Origin of the sequence: Mycobacterium sp. 852002-40037_SCH5390672 (genome assembly GCF_001665875.1) — a bacterium.
In the GTDB taxonomy this organism is placed as follows: Bacteria; Actinomycetota; Actinomycetes; order Mycobacteriales; family Mycobacteriaceae; genus Mycobacterium.
The window spans coordinates 160,397-176,751 of sequence record NZ_LZTA01000097.1 but is presented as its reverse complement, the minus strand read 5'-3'; the positions used below and the strand labels follow the sequence as shown (position 1 = coordinate 176,751).

Sequence of the window (16,355 nt, the reverse complement as noted above, 5' to 3'; positions counted from 1 at the left end):
GGACGTGCAGTGCGCGCAGTACCGCTATGCCGGGTCCCCGGCCTCGTCGGCCTCGTCAAAAGGCCAGCCCTGGGCGGCCAATCGCACCCGCACCCGCTCGACGTCAACCGGCGACGGCAACTCGTCGGTGATCTGGGTGATCAGCACGCCGATGTCGACATCGTCGAACTCGCCGCGCCGAACCAGCTCGCAGGCCACCGCCTTGGCCTCGTCGCCGGACAACCGGCGGGCCAGCAACGCGAGCACCGGAAAGGTGTCGGTCGGCGGAACGCCTTCGGGATATCCCGCGCGTAGCCACGAGACGATGGAATTCAGGAATCCGTTCACGCTGGTACCGCTCCCCCCGGCGTCCGGCTCGGTAACTCGGTGGGCATCAAACGATGCTACTTCGGTTTCGCTCCCAGGAACGGATAGCCGATGTGATGGGCGATGAAGTCCCGGGCGACATACGCCAGAGCAAAGGCAATCACCACGAGCACCAGCGCGTAGATCGCCCACGCTACAGCCAGCAGCGCCGGGTTTTTCTGTGGTGAGCTCCCGTCGGTGCCGGCCTGTCCGGCACCGACCGCGTGGAATCGGAGCCCCAGGGCGAACAGCGCAGGTAGTGCCGCACCGGCCAGCATGCTGAAGACCAGGATCTTCAGGGAGGCCTCGTAGTTGAACCAGTCGCCGAAGTGACTCATCAGGCGTTCGCCTTAATCGTAGGGTCGTCGGAGCCGTACCGAGGTGGCGTCGGGCCGGTATCCGTGGGCGGCCCTTGTTCGTCCGGACTTTGCAGCCCGGCGGTCAGGTCGCCCTTCCATTCGGCGTTGACGTTGTTGGCGTCGACCTTGACCTTGCGCGACCGGATGTAGATGGTGGCCGAGACCGCGACCAGCAGTGCGAAACCGACGATCGCGCCGGGGTATCCGCCGATGAGGTGGACGATCCAGTAGGTCAGCGCGCCGACCAGGCCGGCCAACGGAAGCGTCACCAGCCATGCGACCGCCATGCGACCGGCGACTCCCCAGCGGACCTCGCCGCCGGGCTTGCCCAGCCCGCTGCCGAGCACCGAACCGGTGCAGACCTGCGTCGTCGACAGCGCGTAGCCGAAGTGGGTGGACAGCAGGATGACTGCGGCCGAGGACGACTCGGCGGCCATACCTTGGGGCGACTGAATCTCGACCAGTCCTTTGCCCAGGGTGCGGATGATGCGCCAGCCGCCCAGGTAGGTGCCCGCCGCCATGGACACCGCGCAAGCGACGATGACCCATAGGGGCGGCATGGCCTCGTTTTTGCTGATCGACCCGTAGGACATCAGCGCCAGGAAGATGATGCCCATCGTCTTCTGCGCGTCGCCGGTCCCGTGCGCCAGCGACACCAGCGACGCCGAGCCCCACTGCCCGTACCGGAACCCGGCCTCGGTGCGACCAGTCTCCAGACCGCGGGTGATCCGGTACACGAGCCAGGTCGCGATCGCCCCGACGGCGATGGCCAGGATCGCGGCCACCACGGCCGGGATGAGTACGTGCGACACCAGGCCCTTCCAGATCACGCCGTGTCCGCCGACGGCGGCGATCGTGGCACCGACGATGCCGCCGATCAGCGCGTGCGAGGAGCTAGACGGGATACCGAGGAGCCATGTCAGCAGGTTCCAGACGATGCCGCCGACGAGGCCGGCAAACACGAGTTCCAGCGTCACGATGTGCCCGTCGATCAAACCCTTTGCGATCGTGGCGGCAACGGCGGTGGACATGAACGCACCCACCAGGTTCAGCACCGCTGACAGCGCGACCGCCGTTTTGGGCTTGAGCGCACCACTGGCGATCGAGGTCGCCATCGCGTTGCCCGTGTCATGGAAGCCGTTGGTGAAATCGAAAGCCAGTGCCGTGATTACGACGATGATCAAGAGGAACAATTGGATGTTCACAGCGCCTGATTCTGGTGGTAGGAGGATTCCATTGTCGAATGCTGGGAGAGTCGAAACGCGGGTGTACCTTGACTCGTCGCCGAATGTTGCCTCTCAGTTAACCGGAATTTCCCTGTCGTTCACCCCGGGTGTCACGCCGTAACGGGTGGTCGGAGGGGATTTCGAGGAAAATGAGCGTGATCCCATCGGGGTCGATCACATGCATTTCGTAGAGGCCCCACGGTTCCTGGCGTGCCTCGCGCGCGATCGACACCCCGCGACCGCGAAGCTCGGCCTGGGTTGCCTCGATGTCGCGGACCTGTAGCCACAGCGCGCCCGGGAACGGGCCCCGGGAATGGTCCGGGGAGCCGTAACCGGCGAGTTCCAGCAGCGACTGGCCCGCGAAAAAGACTGTGCCTGCGCCATATTCGCGGGCTATCGCCAGGCCGATCTGGTCGCGGTAGAAGGTCAGCGACTGCTGATAGTCCGCCGGCCGGAGCAGCATCCGACTGGCCAGGATCTCCATAGCGTCGTGTCTATCACAGTGCCCGTCTGAAAAGGCCGGTTGGAACGGCCGGGTCAGCTATCGCTGTTGCGGTTGGGCTGGATGCTTTGGCGCTGCATCATGGCGTTGACCCAGCGGGGGCCGAAGGTGTCCAGCGCCTTGGCCGCGATCGCCATCCGCGGTGCGATGCGCACCGGGCGGGTGCGGGCGGCGGTGATCATCCACTCGCCGGCCTCCTCCGACGTCAGTGCCGGCATTCCCTGGTAGGCCTTCGTCGGCGCGATCATCGGGGTGGCCACCAACGGGTAGTAGAGCGTGGTGGAGTGCACCCCCTTGTCGCCCCACTCGGTTTCCACGACCCGGCTCACCGTCGACAGCGCGGCCTTCGAGGCGTTGTACACCGAGAACAGCGGCGAGGCCTCCGACAGCACGCCCCACGTCGAGACGTTGATGATGTGGCCGTCGCCGCGCTCGATCATCCCGGGCGCCACCCCACGGATCAGCCGCAGCGGCGCGTAGTAGTTGAGCACTATGGTGCGCTCGACGTCATGCCAGCGCTCCAGCGATTCGGCCAGCGGCCGGCGGATGGACCGGCCGGCGTTGTTGATCAGGATGTCGACGCCGCCCAGACGCGTGTCGACGTCGGCGACCAGCGCGTCGACGGCGTCCATATCCGAGACGTCGCACGGGATCGGCAGCGCGTCGCCGCCCGCAGCGGTGATCCGCTGGGCCAGCGCGTCCAGCAGCTCCTGACGCCGGGCGACGACGACCACCGTGGCGCCGTGCCGGGCGAACTGTTCGGCCGCGGCCTCGCCGATCCCCGACGACGCCCCGGTGAGCAGGATGCGCTTGCCCGCCAGTTCGATCGGCTTGATCAGCGGACGGTTGATCAGAACTTGCGGCGCCATGGGGGGCCGCATGGTCGCCAGCACCAGCTGGTCGGCGATGCGGCGAAGGGGACTCTTGCTCACGTGACGCGAGTCTAGGTGGGGGCGCGACGCGCCAACCGCGCCGCTCAGAAGTAGCGGGGGAACCGGCTCCAGTCCGGGTCGCGCTTTTCCAGGAACGCGTCGCGGCCCTCGACGGCCTCGTCGGTCATGTACGCCAGCCGGGTGGCCTCGCCCGCGAACAACTGCTGGCCCACCAGGCCGTCGTCGAGCAGGTTGAATGCGAACTTCAGCATCCGTTGCGCCTGCGGGGATTTCGCGTTGATCTCGCGCGCCCACTGGATGGCCTCAGATTCCAGCTCGGCATGATCGACGACGGCGTTGACCGCGCCCATGTGGTGCATCTGCTCGGCGGTGTAGGGGCGGCCCAAAAAGAAGATCTCGCGGGCGAACTTCTGGCCGATCTGACGGGCCAGGTACGCGCTGCCGTAGCCGCCGTCGAAGCTGCCGACGTCGGCGTCGGTCTGCTTGAAGCGGGCGTGCTCGCGGCTGGCCAGGGTGAGGTCGCAGACCACGTGCAGGCTGTGCCCGCCGCCGGCCGCCCACCCGTTGACCAGACAGATGACCACCTTTGGCATGAACCGGATCAGCCGCTGAACCTCGAGGATGTGCAGGCGTCCGGCGCGGGCGGTGTCGACGGTGTCGGCGGTCTCGCCGCTCGCGTACTGATAGCCGCTGCGCCCGCGGATCCGCTGATCCCCGCCCGAGCAGAACGCCCAGCCGCCGTCTTTGGGCGACGGCCCGTTGCCGGTCAGCAACACCACGCCGACATCGGGCGACATCCGGGCGTGGTCGAGCACCCGGTAGAGCTCGTCGACGGTGTGCGGCCGAAACGCGTTGCGCACCTCGGGCCGGTTGAACGCCACCCGCACCGTGGCGTCATCGACGTGCCGGTGATAGGTGATGTCGGTCAGGTCGCCGAAGCCGTCGACGGAACGCCACTGCTGGGCGTCAAAGGGATTGTCGCTCAAGGCTTTTGAACTCCTATACCGGGTCCAGCCGGAATACCGCGCAGCGGCCGGCCAGTGCCTCGAATTCCTCCGGACGCCCGTCGGTGATCAGGCCCGCCCGCTTCATGAAACCGACGCCGGTGGGCACCTCGGTCGGGAAGGCCCGCAGAATCGGCCGCGCGTCGTCGGCGGACAACTCGGCCATCCGCACCCGCTCGACGTGGCGGCCGCGGGCGATCGTCGCCTCCCGCGCGACCCGCACGTTGGCCACCCAGTCGGCACCGGGGAATCCGGCGACCACGTAACGCCTGCCGTCGAGGGTCATCGGGGTCACCGGCGTCGACCGGGGAGCGCCGGACTTACGTCCGGGCACGCTCAGCACGACCGGGCTTTCACCGCCGAAGCTCAGACCGAGCCGCGACATCCGGATGAAGACTTTGTTCGCCGGCTTCAGCCACCAAGGCGGTTTGAGAGGCGGCTTGAGCTCTTCGGGCGTACCCATGCCTGACACAGTAGTCAGGTCTGCGGCGCCTCCAAGAAGGGTTCGGCACCGTGCGCCCAGGGATCGGCACCGGGTGTGGCGACGGCGTCGAGCCGGGCGATCGCCTCGGCGCTCAGCGTGACGCCGGCAGCGCCGATGTTCTCCTCCAGATGGGCGATCGACCGGGTGCCGGCGATCAGCAACGTGTTCGGCGTGTGGGCCAGCAGCCACGCCAGTCCGACCTGGGCGCCGGTGACGCCCAGGTCGCCGGCGATGTCGGCCACCACCTGGTTGTCGGCGACCTTCGGGAATCCCGGGAACGCCGAGCCGAGCGGGAAGTACGGCACCCAGGCGATGCGCTCAGCCACGCACAACTGCAGAGTGGCTTCCTGCGAGCGGTCCAGCAGGCTGTAGGCGTTCTGCACGCAGACGATGCCCGCGGGCAGCGCGCGTTGCACCAGTTCGAGCGGCACCGCGCTGATCCCGATCCCGCCGACCTTCCCCTCGTCGCGCAGCGCGATCATCTCGGCGAGCTGGTCATCGAGGTCGACGATCTGGTCTCCCTCGGCGGCCACGCCGGGCCCCAGGTCCATGCGCCGCAGGTTGACCACCGGAATCTGGTCCAGACCGAGTTGACGCAGATCGTCCTCGACGGCCGCGCGCAGTTCGGCCGGCTTTTGGGCGGCGGCCAGCGGAATCGGTTGTGCGCCGGTATAGCGCGCACCGACCTTGCTGACGATGACGAGGTCGTCCGGGTAGGGGGCCAGCGCCGCGCGGATCCGACGGTCGACCTCGCCCGGGCCGTAGAACGACGCGGTGTCGATGTGGTTGACGCCGAGTTCGATGGCGCGGCGCAGCACCGTGGCCGCGGCGTCGACGGACGGCGCCTCGAACAGCTGCATGGCGCCGTAGCCCATCCGGGCGACGGTGGCCGTGCCGAGATTGCCCGTACCGCCGGGTTGTGGTTTGTCGGTCATGATGCTCCCTGGCTCGTGACACACTGGAGAAAATGCGGAGGACCCTCCGCTTCGGTCAGCGTAGCAGAAACGGAGGGTCCTCCGCTTTGGTCGAACGGTCGGATGCACGCCGCAATCGCGAACGGCTGCTGGCGGCGGCCACCGCGGCGTTCACCGCGCACGGCGCGTCGGTCTCGCTCGAGTCGATCGCCCGCGACGCGGGAGTGGGAATCGGCACGCTCTACCGCCATTTCCCCACTCGGGAAGCCCTCGTCGAGGCGATTTACCGTGCCGAGCTCGCCGAGGTGGCCGCGGCCGCCGAGCAGGTGCTCAAGCGGCATCCGCCCAAGACCGCGCTGCGACGCTGGATGGACAGGTACGCGAGCTTCGTAGCCGCCAAGCGCGGAATGGCCGAGTCGCTGCACGCGATCTTCGACTCCGGCGCTCTTGAGCCCAGCCAGACTCGCGACAGCATCGTCGGTGCCGTCGAGATGCTGCTGCGGGCCGGCGCCGACGACGCGACCCTGCGCGCCGACGTGCAGGCCGACGACGTGGTGTCCAGCCTCATCGGCATCTTCTTGGCCAGCTCTTCGCCGGAGCAGACCGGGCGCATGCTCGACCTGCTGGTCGCGGGCGTGGCGGCTACCTGACCCAGTGTGCGGCCGGCCGCGCGTTCGGCGCAGAAACCTAGCCGACGGAGCGGGCGGCACCTTCCCAGAATTGCGCGCGCACGGCCTTCTTGTCCGGCTTGCCCAGCCCGGTCAACGGCAGCGAGTCGGCGAGCACCACGCGCTTGGGTGACTGCACCGAGCCCTTGCGCTCCTTGACCGCGGCCTGGATCTCGGCGGTCATCTTCTCGATCGCCGCGTCATCGCGGGGCGCGTCGGAGCGCAGCACCACCACCGCGGTGACGGCCTCGCCCCACTTCTCGTCCGGCGCGCCGACCACGCACACCTGGGCGATGGCCGGATGCTCGGCGACGACGTCCTCGACCTCGCGCGGGAACACGTTGAAGCCGCCGGTGACGATCATGTCCTTGACCCGGTCGACGATGAAGTAGAAGCCGTCCTCGTCCTCGCGGGCCATGTCACCGGTGTGCAGCCAGCCGTCTTTAAAGGTCTTCGAGGTCTCGTCAGGTAAATTCCAGTAGCCGCCCGCCAAAAGCGGTCCGCTGACACAGATTTCGCCCGGCTCGCCCTGGGGCACCGGCTTGCCGTCCTCACCCAGCAGCGCGACCCGCGCGAAAAGCGTTGGGCGCCCACACGACGTCAGCCGCTTCTCATCGTGCTCACCCTTGGCCAGGTAGGTGATGGCCATCGGCGCTTCGGACTGCCCGTAGTTCTGGGCGAAGATCTGGCCGAATCTGCGGATCGCCTCGGCCAGCCGAACCGGGTTGATCGCCGAGGCGCCGTAGTAGACGGTCTGCAGCGACGAGAGGTCGCGGGTGTGTGAATCCGGGTGGTCCATCAGCGCATACAGCATCGACGGCACCAAGAAGGTGGCCGTAATACGCTTCTCCTCAATGGTTTTCAGCACATCGGCCGGATCGAACTTGGGCAGCACGTGCATCTCGCCGCCCTTGATCAGGGTGGGCAGGAAATACGCCGCCCCGGCATGCGATAGCGGGGTGATCATCAAAAACCGCGGCTCCTCCGGCCACTCCCACTCCGAGAGCTGGATCTGGGTCATGGAGGAGATCGACTGCGCGGTGCCCATCACGCCCTTGGGTTTGCCGGTGGTGCCCCCGGTGTACGTCAGGCCGATGACCTGATCCGGCGGCAGGTCCGCGGCGGTCAGGGGCTGCGGGTCGTACTTGGCCGCCTCGGCCGCCAGGTCGACCGCGACCCCGCTGAGCGCCTCGGGCACCGGGCCGATGGTCAGGATCTGTTTGAGCCCCGGGACCTTCTCCAGCAGTGCCAGCGCGCGCTCGACGAACATCGGGTTGGGGTCGATGATCAGCGAGCTGATGCCGGCGTCGTTCAGCACATAGGCGTGGTCGTCCAGTGAGCCCAGCGGATGCAGGGCGGTGCGCCGGTAGCCGCGGGTCTGGCCGGCGCCGATGATCAACAGCACCTCGGGGCGGTTGAGCGACAGCAGGCCGACCGCGACACCGGTGCCCGCGCCCAACGCCTCGAACGCCTGGATGTACTGGCTGATCCGCTCGGCCATCTGACCACCGGTCAGCGTGGTGTCGCCGAGGAACAGCACCGGCTTGGTCTTGTGGCGCTTGAGTGCGCCTACGAGCAGGTGGCCGTTGTGGGTCGGGTTGCGCAACAGATCGTCACTCATGTGGCCAGACTAGAACGTGTTGCAATTTGGGTCAGCCGCACCCTCGATGACCCCCCGGGGATCTAGGTTTGACTGGTGGCGACCCGCTTCGTCCGGCTCCGCCGCCCTCGCGATCGCCACTAGGTTTGACCGGTGGCGACCCGCTTCGTCCGGCTCCGCCGCCCTCGCGATCGCCACTAGGATCCCTACGCATGGGGCAGGCAGATCTCGTCGTTACCGGAACCGTATTGACCGTCGATGAGGCGCGGCCCACGGCCGAGGCGCTCGCCATCGCCGACGGTCGCATCATCGCCCTCGGCACCCGGGCCGACGTCGCCGAGTTCGTCGGTCCCGGCACCCAGACCATCGACATCGGCGACGGCTGTGTCATGCCGGGATTCGTTGAGGCACATGGGCATCCGTTGATGGAGGCCGTCGCCCTGTCGGACCGTATCGTCGACATCCGCCCGGTCACCATGCGCAGCGCCGACGACGTCGTCGCGGCGATCCACTCCGAGGTCGCCCGCCGCGGATCCGACGGCGCCTACCTCAACGGCTGGGATCCGTTGTTGCAGAACGGTCTTCCAGAACCCACGCTGAGTTGGCTTGACGACGTCGCGCCGGACAGTCCGCTCGTCATTTTGCACAACTCCGGGCACAAGGCCTTTTTCAACTCCACCGCTGCCAAGCTGCATGGGCTGAACCGCGACACCCCCGACCCCAAGGGTGCCAAGTTCGGCCGCGACGCCGACGGTGAACTCGACGGCACCGCCGAGGAGACCGGCGCGGTGTTTCCGCTGCTGGGCGGGGCCATCGACTTCGCCGACTATCCGCGGATGCTGCTCGCCGAGTGCGCTCGGCTCAACCGCGCCGGCCTGACCACCTGTTCGGAGATGGCGTTCGACCCCGGGTTCCGGCCGATGGTCGAACAGCTGCGCGATCAGCTGACCGTGCGGCTGCGCACGTATGAAATCTCCAACCCGCAGATGTCCACCGCCGCCACACCCGGGCAGGGCGACGACATCCTGCGCCAGGTCGGCATCAAGATCTGGGTGGACGGCTCGCCGTGGATCGGCAACATCGACCTCTCGTTTCCCTACCTGGACACCGAGGCCACCCGGATCATCGGCGTCGCACCGGGTTCGTGCGGCTGCGCCAACTACACCGCCGAACAGCTGCACGAGATCGTCGGTGCCTACTTCCCGCTGGGCTGGCCGATGGCCTGCCACGTGCAGGGCGACGCCGGTGTGGACACCATCCTCGACGTGTACGAAGACGCGCTGCGCCGCCATCCGCGTGACGACCACCGGTTGCGGCTCGAGCACGTCGGCGCCATCCGGCCCGAGCAACTGCAGCGCGCCGCCGACCTCGGCGTGACCTGCAGCATCTTCGTCGACCAGATCCACTACTGGGGTGACGTCATCGTCGACGGGCTGTTCGGCGAGGAGCGCGGAACCCGTTGGATGCCAGCGGGATCCGCGGTGGCCACCGGGATGCGCATCTCGCTGCACAACGATCCGCCCGTCACGCCCGAGGAGCCGCTGCGCAACATCAGCGTGGCGGTGACCCGGACGGCGCCGAGCGGCCGGGTGCTCGGACCCGAGGAGCGCTTGACTGTCCACCAGGCGATCCGCGCCCAAACCATCGACGCGGCCTGGCAGCTGTTCTGCGACGACGTGATCGGCTCGCTGGAGGTCGGCAAGTACGCCGACCTGGTGGTGCTCTCGGCCGACCCGCGAACGGTGCCGCCCGAGCAGATCGCCGACCTTCAGGTGCGGGCGACGTATCTGGCGGGCCGCCAGGTCTACAGCGCGTGACGCCGACGCTCGAGGATCTGCTCGACCGCCTGCACGTGGTGGCGCTTCCCATGCGGGTGCGCTTTCGCGGCATCACCACCCGGGAAGTCGCGCTGATCGACGGACCGGCGGGCTGGGGCGAGTTCGGGGCGTTCGTCGAATACGAGCCGCGCGAGGCCGCGCACTGGCTGGCGTCGGGCATAGAAGCCGCCTACCGCCGGCCGCCGCCCATCCGCCGCGATCGCGTGCCGATCAACGCGACCGTGCCGGCCGTGCCCGCCGCGCAGGTGGGCGAGGTGCTGGCCCGCTTCCCGGGGGCCGGCACGGCCAAGGTCAAGGTCGCCGAGCCCGGGCAGACGCTGGCCGACGACCTCGCCCGGGTCAACGCCGTGCGCGAACTGATTCCCACCGTGCGGGTGGACGCCAACGGCGGCTGGAGCGTCGAACAGGCCGTACAGGCGGCGGCCGCGCTGACCGCCGACGGGCCGCTGGAATACCTGGAGCAACCCTGTGCGACGGTCACCGAACTCGCCGCGCTGCGCCGGCGCGTCGACGTGTTGGTCGCCGCCGACGAAAGCATCCGCAAGGCCGACGACCCGCTGGCCGTGGTCCGCGCCCGGGCCGCGGACATCGCCGTGCTCAAAGTAGCCCCGCTGGGCGGCATTTCGGCCATGCTCGAGATCGCCGCGCAGATCGACATCCCAGTCGTGGTCTCCAGCGCGCTGGATTCGGCGGTGGGAATCGCCGCCGGCCTGAGAGCCGCCGCGGCTCTGCCGCAGCTTCGCCACGCCTGCGGGCTGGGCACCGGCGGGCTGTTCGTCGACGACGTCGCCGAGGCCGCCGCGCCCGTCGACGGCTGCCTGCCGGTGGGGCCGGTCACGCCGGATCCGGGGCGCCTGCACGCGCTGCGGGCGGCGCCAGATCGGCGGCAGTGGTGGATCGACCGGGTCAAGGCCTGCCATCGGTTGCTTGTACCGTCGTCCGGGTGATCAACCTGGCTTACGACGACCGCGGCTCCGGTGAGCCCGTGGTCTTTATCGCCGGCCACGGCGGCGCCGGACGAACCTGGCACCCCTATCAAGTCCCCGCGTTCCTGGCGGCCGGATACCGCGTCATCACCTTCGACAATCGCGGAATCGGAGCCACCGAAAACGCGGAAGGCTTCTCGACCCAGACCATGGTGGCCGACACCGCGGCGTTGATCGAAGGCCTGAACGCGGCCCCGGCCCGCATCGTCGGGATGTCGATGGGCGCGTTCATCACCCAGGAGCTCATGCTCGCCCGGCCCGAGCTGGTCAGCTCGGCGGTGCTGATGGGCACCCGTGGCCGCATGGACCGGGCCCGGCAGTTCTTCCGTGACGCCGAGGCCGAGCTGGCCGATGCCGGTGTCGCGCTGCCGGCCGCATATGAAGCGAAAATCCGCCTGCTGGAAAACTTTTCCCGCAAGACGCTCAACGATGACACCGCGGTCGCCGACTGGATCGCGATGTTTTCCACCTGGCCCGTCAAGCCCACCCCCGGCATTCGTGCGCAGCTGGATGTCGCGCCGTACACCAGCCGGTTGACTGCCTACCGCAGCATTGCGACCCCGGTGCTGGTGATCGGCTTCTCCGACGACGTGCTGACGCCGCCGTATCTGGGTCGCGAGGTGGCGGACGCGCTGCCCAACGGCCGTTACGTGCAGATACCCGACACGGGTCATCTCGGCTTCTTCGAGCGGCCCGACGCCGTCAACGCCGCCATGCTCAAGTTCTTCGGCGAGGCCACGGGCTGAGTGCGGCTCACCCGGGCTGATGCGGTTCCTCGAGGCTGGGGTCTGATTGCCCGCTTCCTTCCTCCCGCCGCTACGCGGCGGGCATCGTCACGGGGCTGTGACACCCTGTAGGAGTGAACCCCTCGACGACACAGGCTCGCGTCGTCGTTGACGAGCTGATTCGCGGCGGTGTCCGCGATGTGGTGCTTTGCCCCGGTTCGCGGAACGCCCCACTGGCGTTCGCGTTGCAGGACGCCGACCGATCCGGTCTGATCCGCCTGCACGTCCGCATCGACGAACGCACCGCCGGGTATCTGGCCATCGGCCTGGCCATCGCCGCCGGCGCGCCGGTGTGCGTCGCCATGACGTCGGGCACCGCCGTCGCCAACCTCGGTCCGGCAGTGATCGAGGCCAACTACGCGCGGGTGCCGCTGATCGTGCTGTCGGCCAACCGGCCCTACGAACTGCTGGGCACCGGGGCCAACCAGACCATGGAGCAGCTGGGCTACTTCGGCACCCAAGTGCGGGCCACCATCAGCCTGGGCCTGGCCGAGGACGCCCCCGAGCGGCTGGATTCGGCCAACGCCACCTGGCGATCGGCCACCTGTCGGGTGCTGGCGGCCGCCACCGGATCCCGTACCGCCAATGCCGGGCCCGTGCAGTTCGACATTCCGCTGCGCGAGCCCCTGGTGCCCGATTCCGAACCTCAAGCGGTGACACCGCAGGGCCGCCCGGGTGGCCGGCCGTGGACCCACACCCCGCCGGTCAGCTTCGACCAGCCGCTGGACATCGATCTCTCACCCGACACGGTCGTCATCGCTGGACACGGCGCCGGCGCGCAACCCAACCTGGCGCAGCTGCCGACCGTCGCGGAGCCGACGGCCCCGGCGCCGGCCAACCCACTGCACCCGCTGGCGCTGCCCCTGCTGCGGCCCAAGCAGGTGATCATGCTCGGCCGCCCCACCCTGCACCGGCCGGTGTCGACATTGCTGGCCGACCCGCAGGTGCCGGTGTTCGCGCTCACCACCGGGCCGCGCTGGCCGGACGTCTCGGGCAACTCGCAGGCCACCGGGACACGCGCGGTCACCACCGGCGCACCGAGCCCGGCGTGGTTGCACCGCTGCGCGGAAACCAACCGGCACGCCCTGGCCGCCCTCCGCGGCCAGCTCGCGGCGCACCCGCTGACCACGGGCCTGCACGTCGCCGCGGCCGTGGCCGACACGCTGGCGCCCGGCGATCAGCTGGTGCTCGGGGCGTCCAACCCGGTTCGCGATGCGGCGCTGGTCGGCCTGGACACCCACGGCATCCGGGTGCGGTCCAACCGCGGCGTCGCCGGGATCGACGGGACGGTCTCGACGGCGATCGGGGCGGCGCTCGCGCATGAGCGGGAGGGCGGAGCGGACACCCCGGCGCGTACCGTCGCGCTGATCGGCGACCTGACGTTCGTGCACGATAGCTCCGGGCTGCTGATCGGCCCCACCGAACCCACGCCGCGCCGACTGACGATCGTGGTCTCCAATGACAACGGCGGCGGCATCTTCGAGCTTCTCGAACAGGGCGACCCGCGGTTCTCCGACGTGTCGTCACGGGTTTTCGGAACACCGCACGACGTCGACGTGGGCGCGCTGTGTCGTGCCTACCACGTCGAAAGCCGCCAAATCGAGGTCGGTGAATTGCCGGCGGCCCTCGACGAACCCGGACCCGGAATGCGGGTGCTGGAAGTCAAGGCCGACCGGTCGTCGCTGCGGCAACTGCACGCCGCCATCAAGGCCGCGCTATGAGGCGCGCATAGATGGAGATATCTCTAAAAGCTCTGCTGCACATACTGATTCATGGACGCAGCGACGAGCCGCCGAAAACGCATGCCCGGATTGCGTTGCGATGGGCCCGGATTGCGGTGCTGATCGTCGCCGGCCTGGTCACCTTGCAGTCAATGCTGCTGGTGGCCGGCGCCTGGCGCGATGACATTGCGATCACCCACAACATGGGCGTCGCTCAGGCGGAGGTGCTCAGCGCCGGGCCGCTTCGCTCCACCATCGAATTCGTCACGCCCGAGCGAGTCACCTATCGCCCCGAACTCGGAGTGCTCTACCCGTCGCATTTGGCCACCGGGATGCGGATTTACGTCGAGTACAACAAGAACGATCCCAACCTGGTTCGCGTGCAGCATCGCAATGCCGGCCTGGCGATCATCCCGGCCGGATCGATCGCGGTGGTGGGCTGGCTGGGTGCGGCGGTGATCCTGGTCGTGCTGGCGCTGCTGGACAAATGGCTCGACCGGCGCGACATACCGCGAAACGAAGCAGATAGCCCCGCTGTAAAAAGTGTCGGACCTGCAAATTTCGCATGACGTATGCCGGCAGGCAACCTTGTCGACAGCCGACGCTGACACCGTAGTGATGTGCGCGTTGCCATCGTCGCGGAATCGTTCCTCCCCGAAGTCAACGGTGTTAGCAATTCGGTGATCCGGGTGCTCGAGCATCTGCGCCGGACGGGCCACGAAGCCCTCGTCATCGCCCCCGACACGCCGCCGGGGGAGCCGCGGGCAGAGCGTATTCACGACGGCATCCGAGTTCATCGGGTGCCGTCGCGAATGTTTCCGAAGGTGACCACGCTGCCGCTCGGCGTGCCGACGCCCCGGCTGGTGAGCGTGATGCGTGGATTCGATCCGCACGTGGTGCATCTCGCGTCCCCGGCGCTGCTGGGCTACGGCGGCGTGCGGGCGGCCCGGTGGCTGGGGGTTCCGACGGTTGCGGTGTATCAGACCGACGTTCCGGGCTTCGCGGCGAGCTATGGCCTTCCGATGACCGCGCGGGCAGCCTGGGCCTGGTTCCGTCATCTGCACGGCCTTGCCGACCGTACCCTGGCGCCATCCAGTGTGACTATGGAATCACTTGTCGCTCACCGCTTTCCGCGGGTACACCGGTGGGCACGCGGGGTCGACGTGCTGCGGTTCGCGCCGTCCGCACGCGACGAGGCGCTCCGGCGGCAGTGGTCGCCGCAGGCCAAACCCATTGTCGGATTCGTGGGTCGGCTCGCGCCCGAGAAACACGTCGAGCGACTCATCGGGCTGGCCGCCAACGACGCGGTCCAGCTCGTCATCGTCGGCGACGGTGTCGACCGCAACAAGCTGCAATCGGCAATGCCGACAGCTGTTTTCACCGGTGCGCTCTACGGTGACGAGCTCGCCGCGGCGTACGCCAGTATGGACGTGTTCGTGCATCCCGGTGAGCACGAGACGTTTTGTCAGGTCGTGCAAGAAGCGCTGGCGTCGGGGCTGCCGGTGATCGCCCCCGACGCCGGCGGCCCACGTGACCTCGTCACCCCGTGGCGTACCGGTCTGTTGTTGGCCGTCAACGAGTTCGAGTCCCGGTTGCACGACGCGGTCGCGCACCTGATCGCCGAGCGGCCGCGCTACGCCCTGGCCGCCCGGCGCAGTGTGGTCGGCCGAAGCTGGCCGGTCATCTGCGACGAACTCCTCGGCCACTACGAAGCGGTGCTGTCGCCGTTTGCCCGACGGCAAGTACGGCCCACCCGCTACGCGCAGGGGGAGTGACGGGCACATGAGGTATGCCGAGGCGCGGTAACCGCGGCCGTTATCGCGGCGGGCTCTTGGGCTACAACTGTCGACGCCGCCGGGGGCGGAAGGCGTCCTTGACCTTTTCGCCGGCGTCCTTGAGCTGAGCCGCCCGCTGGTCCGCCCTGCCCTCAGCCTCCAGCGCCGGATCCTTGACCGCGCGACCGGTTGCCGTTTTGATCTTGCCCGTCACCAGCCGCAGCTTGTTTCGGGCTTTATCTGCGCCGCTCATAGCGTGTCCTTTTATTCGTTCCAAGTGAAGCGCAACGGCCGGTTACCCTTTTTGTCGCCGAGCCACGCGCCTACACGCGGCGTCTTGGCTTGATGTTCGGAGTCGAATTCCGTCGCCAGTCCGCTCGGCCCGGTGAGCGGCGTCCATGGGGGGCGGCAATGCATGCCGGCGCCGAACGTCGGCATCCGCACGCTGCTTTGCGGTTCACATATTAGAGGCACTCAGCGCCGGTGCCGGACTCGGCAATTAGTCAGCTATTCTGACTAATATAGTCATAGATTAGGACCGATGGCAACAGACGCGAAGTCGCTGAAGCGCATCGATGACACGTGCGGAACCCAGCGAGCGTAACGAGGCGCGCGCGACGTCGCAGTCGTAGTGGCAGCGATCTGATCCGGCAGCGCTGACGTAAGGTGTGTACCTCATGAGAGCAGGTGGGCGCTGGAGCCGAGAACGGTATGGACGACGAGCAGCCGGTTGATCTGGGGGTGGCGCTGTTCATCCCGTATCGCTATATGGAGGACCGAATTTTCCGGGCCATCCAGGATGCCGGGTTCGACGACTGGACCCTGGCTCAGGTTCGGGTGTTTCAACGCCTCGCAGCGGATGGTTCGCGCCTCACCGACCTCGCTGATCAGGCGCAAATGAGTAAACAGAGCGCCGGGGTGCTGGTCGATCAACTGGAACGCCTGGGCTATGTCCGCCGGGTTCCCGACCCGACCGATGGGCGCGCCCGGTTGATCGTGATCGAGGAACGTGGCCGGCGGGCGGCCGAGGTGGCGATGGCGACATCCGCCGAGATCCTGGCGGAGTGGAAGGCCTTCCTGGGCACCCGAAACTTCACGTTGTTGCACCAGATCCTGGATCAACTCCGCGAGATCACCGACCCCTACGCGCACGAATCGTAGCTGCGCCGAGCCGGCGGCACTCGAAGCCGTTCGCCGGGAGGCCCCCACCTGGGCCGGCAGGTGTCAGTGGCTTGCCGGCCTTGATATAGTCAGC

Annotated in this window: 18 protein-coding genes; 8 read left to right on the top strand and 10 right to left on the bottom strand. The window is 68.1% G+C overall.

The annotated features are described in order from the left end of the window. Positions 1-24: 24 nt before the first annotated feature. From A5782_RS17940 to A5782_RS17905, 8 genes are all read right to left on the bottom strand, one after another. Entirely contained in the window at positions 25-327 is a 303-nt protein-coding gene (locus A5782_RS17940) for a DUF3349 domain-containing protein (RefSeq protein WP_067103008.1), read from the bottom strand. Between the two features lie 56 nt (positions 328-383). After that, positions 384-683 (bottom strand): hypothetical protein, encoded by a 300-nt coding sequence (locus A5782_RS17935; protein WP_067103006.1) that lies wholly within the window; start codon positions 681-683, stop codon positions 384-386. Beyond that, a complete protein-coding gene (locus A5782_RS17930; RefSeq protein ID WP_067103004.1) occupies positions 683-1,909 on the bottom strand; it encodes an inorganic phosphate transporter in 1,227 nt (408 codons plus the stop codon). Before A5782_RS17930 ends, A5782_RS17935 begins: the two co-directional genes overlap by 1 nt. A gap of 97 nt (positions 1,910-2,006) precedes the next feature. Then, positions 2,007-2,414, bottom strand: a complete 408-nt coding sequence (locus tag A5782_RS17925; protein ID WP_067103002.1) for a VOC family protein — start codon at positions 2,412-2,414, stop codon at positions 2,007-2,009. A gap of 53 nt (positions 2,415-2,467) precedes the next feature. Continuing rightward, complete coding sequence (locus A5782_RS17920; protein ID WP_067103000.1) at positions 2,468-3,364, bottom strand: SDR family oxidoreductase; 897 nt, start codon at positions 3,362-3,364, stop codon at positions 2,468-2,470. A gap of 44 nt (positions 3,365-3,408) precedes the next feature. Beyond that, positions 3,409-4,311, bottom strand: a complete 903-nt coding sequence (locus A5782_RS17915; protein WP_067102998.1) for a 1,4-dihydroxy-2-naphthoyl-CoA synthase — start codon at positions 4,309-4,311, stop codon at positions 3,409-3,411. Positions 4,312-4,324: 13 nt separating this feature from the next. Further along, positions 4,325-4,792 carry a nitroreductase family deazaflavin-dependent oxidoreductase gene (locus tag A5782_RS17910; RefSeq protein WP_067102996.1) on the bottom strand — a complete coding sequence of 156 codons (468 nt, stop codon included), beginning with the start codon at positions 4,790-4,792 and terminating at the stop codon, positions 4,325-4,327. A 14-nt stretch (positions 4,793-4,806) separates the two neighbouring features. Then, positions 4,807-5,748 (bottom strand): aldo/keto reductase, encoded by a 942-nt coding sequence (locus A5782_RS17905; protein WP_067102994.1) that lies wholly within the window; start codon positions 5,746-5,748, stop codon positions 4,807-4,809. 86 nt (positions 5,749-5,834) lie between these two features. Here A5782_RS17905 and A5782_RS17900 point away from each other — a divergent pair, with 86 nt between their 5' ends. Further along, positions 5,835-6,377, top strand: a complete 543-nt coding sequence (locus A5782_RS17900) for a TetR/AcrR family transcriptional regulator (protein WP_067102992.1) — start codon at positions 5,835-5,837, stop codon at positions 6,375-6,377. Between the two features lie 37 nt (positions 6,378-6,414). Here A5782_RS17900 and fadD8 read toward each other — a convergent pair whose 3' ends face one another. Beyond that, positions 6,415-8,016 (bottom strand): fatty-acid--CoA ligase FadD8, encoded by a 1,602-nt coding sequence (gene fadD8 / locus A5782_RS17895; protein WP_067102990.1) that lies wholly within the window; start codon positions 8,014-8,016, stop codon positions 6,415-6,417. A 191-nt stretch (positions 8,017-8,207) separates the two neighbouring features. Between fadD8 and A5782_RS17890 the strand changes: the two genes are divergently transcribed. The 6 genes from A5782_RS17890 to A5782_RS17865 all read left to right on the top strand — a co-directional run bounded on the left by A5782_RS17890 (position 8,208) and on the right by A5782_RS17865 (position 15,100). Next, a complete protein-coding gene (locus tag A5782_RS17890; protein WP_067102988.1) occupies positions 8,208-9,812 on the top strand; it encodes an amidohydrolase in 1,605 nt (534 codons plus the stop codon). 50 nt (positions 9,813-9,862) lie between these two features. Next, positions 9,863-10,780: an o-succinylbenzoate synthase gene (locus A5782_RS17885; RefSeq protein ID WP_231986717.1), complete on the top strand. Its 918-nt coding sequence runs from the start codon at positions 9,863-9,865 to the stop codon at positions 10,778-10,780. Beyond that, positions 10,777-11,565 (top strand): alpha/beta fold hydrolase, encoded by a 789-nt coding sequence (locus tag A5782_RS17880; RefSeq protein WP_067102983.1) that lies wholly within the window; start codon positions 10,777-10,779, stop codon positions 11,563-11,565. The genes A5782_RS17885 and A5782_RS17880 overlap by 4 nt, the downstream gene beginning before the upstream one ends. Before the next feature lie 113 nt (positions 11,566-11,678). Beyond that, positions 11,679-13,325 carry a 2-succinyl-5-enolpyruvyl-6-hydroxy-3-cyclohexene-1-carboxylic-acid synthase gene (gene menD / locus A5782_RS17875; protein ID WP_067102981.1) on the top strand — a complete coding sequence of 549 codons (1,647 nt, stop codon included), beginning with the start codon at positions 11,679-11,681 and terminating at the stop codon, positions 13,323-13,325. A gap of 11 nt (positions 13,326-13,336) precedes the next feature. Next, entirely contained in the window at positions 13,337-13,894 is a 558-nt protein-coding gene (locus A5782_RS17870; protein ID WP_067102979.1) for a DUF3592 domain-containing protein, read from the top strand. A gap of 51 nt (positions 13,895-13,945) precedes the next feature. Then, entirely contained in the window at positions 13,946-15,100 is a 1,155-nt protein-coding gene (locus A5782_RS17865) for a glycosyltransferase family 1 protein (protein ID WP_067102977.1), read from the top strand. 61 nt (positions 15,101-15,161) lie between these two features. Here the strand turns inward: A5782_RS17865 and A5782_RS17860 are convergent, their stop codons facing one another. Next, positions 15,162-15,353, bottom strand: a complete 192-nt coding sequence (locus A5782_RS17860; protein ID WP_067102975.1) for a CsbD family protein — start codon at positions 15,351-15,353, stop codon at positions 15,162-15,164. A 458-nt stretch (positions 15,354-15,811) separates the two neighbouring features. On the opposite strand from A5782_RS17860, the gene A5782_RS17855 reads away from it, so the two are divergent. Beyond that, the gene (locus A5782_RS17855) at positions 15,812-16,261 is read left to right on the top strand and encodes a MarR family winged helix-turn-helix transcriptional regulator (protein ID WP_067102973.1); all 450 of its coding nucleotides are present in this window, start codon (positions 15,812-15,814) and stop codon (positions 16,259-16,261) included. Positions 16,262-16,355: the final 94 nt, after the last annotated feature.